The sequence below is a fragment of the Negativicutes bacterium genome, assembly GCA_018052945.1.
GTDB lineage: Bacteria > Bacillota > Negativicutes > JAGPMH01 > JAGPMH01 > JAGPMH01.
Map to the genome: position 1 here is coordinate 59,405 of JAGPMH010000003.1, position 1,301 is coordinate 60,705.

Sequence of the window (1,301 nt, forward strand, 5' to 3'; positions counted from 1 at the left end):
TTACCTCTTTATATTTTACTTATTCTTTTCTGTAGCTTTCGGCATAACAACTCCAGCTGTTAAAAAATATTGAATCGCTGTTTCACTAGAAACATTCAAATAAATAACATCACTTTTTTTAACAAAAACATTGCTACCAGAAGTCATATTAATACTCCAAGGAACAAACACACAGATATATTCCTCCGATAAAACTTCGGTCAATGGCTTTGACAGTTCACTCATAACAAATCCTAAAGTTTTAACCTCGCTATGAGGATAAGGAATCAATACCGCCTGATTGAATATTTTTTTAGAATCAAACATCGCTGTCGATAATTTTTTCACACTATTATAAATGAATTTAACCAATGGAATTTTATTTAAAATTCTTTCACCAAATTCAAAAATTCTCCGTAATATCAAGTATGATGACAGCCAACCAATTACCACAATCAAGCATAGCACTGTTAATAAGCCGATGCCGGGAAATTTTATTGGCAAATAATATCCCAACATATTTTCCGTAATATTTAAAATATTTATTATAACAAAAGCAGTAATGGCAATTGGCACTATTACAATTAAACCATTAATAAAATGACGATATAAAAAATTCATTGTTACTCCTTAATAAGACTACTCATAACCAAAGCCACGCAAAATTCCATCGCGATTACGCCAATCTTTTTTTACTTTTACCCATAAATCAATATAAACTTTAGAGCCTAATAAATTTTCAATATCAGCGCGCGCCAATTGACCGATTTCCTTTAATAACGATCCTTTTGCCCCAATTACAATTCCTTTTTGTGATTCTCTTTCCACATAAATCGTCGCTCTAATGTATAAATCATCATTGTTACGTTTGCTAATTTCTTCAATATCAACGGCAATCGCGTGTGGAATTTCCTCTTTTGTCAAATGCAATGCTTTTTCCCTAATTAATTCACCAATAACTAATCGTTCCGGTTGGTCGGTAATCATATCGCTAGGATAGTATTGTGGCCCTTCTTCCAAGTATTTTTTGATTTCTTCTACTAATTGATCCAAATTTGTTTTCTCTTTAGCCGAAATAGGAATAGCTCCTACAAAATTCAACTTATCAGAATAACGTGAGATAACCGGCAAAACTTGTTGCTTATTGATTTGATCAACTTTATTTACTACTAAAATAACTGGTGCTTGCGTACTTTGCAAGCGCTCCATAATATAGAGCTCACCGGCACCAATATTTTCGGTAGCATCAACCACAAATAAGTTCACATCTACTTCTTTTAGCGTATTTTCTGCTGCTTTAACCATGTACTCGCCGAGCTTAT

The 1,301-nt window shown here is 32.9% G+C and carries 2 protein-coding genes; both read right to left on the reverse strand.

From position 1 onward, the window contains the following. Nucleotides 1–15: 15 nt before the first annotated feature. Nucleotides 16–600 carry a DUF502 domain-containing protein gene (locus KBI38_01100; GenBank protein MBP8628662.1) on the reverse strand — a complete coding sequence of 195 codons (585 nt, stop codon included), beginning with the start codon at nt 598–600 and terminating at the stop codon, nt 16–18. 18 nt (nt 601–618) lie between these two features. Continuing rightward, the coding region (gene era, locus KBI38_01105) for a GTPase Era (protein MBP8628663.1) at nt 619–1,301 on the reverse strand (683 nt) is incomplete at its 5' end.

Bases quoted from the DNA above. Each gene is read 5' to 3' on its own strand.
- KBI38_01100 (MBP8628662.1), bottom strand. From the start codon at position 600: ATGAATTTTTTATATCGTCATTTTATTAATGGTTTAATTGTAATAGTG.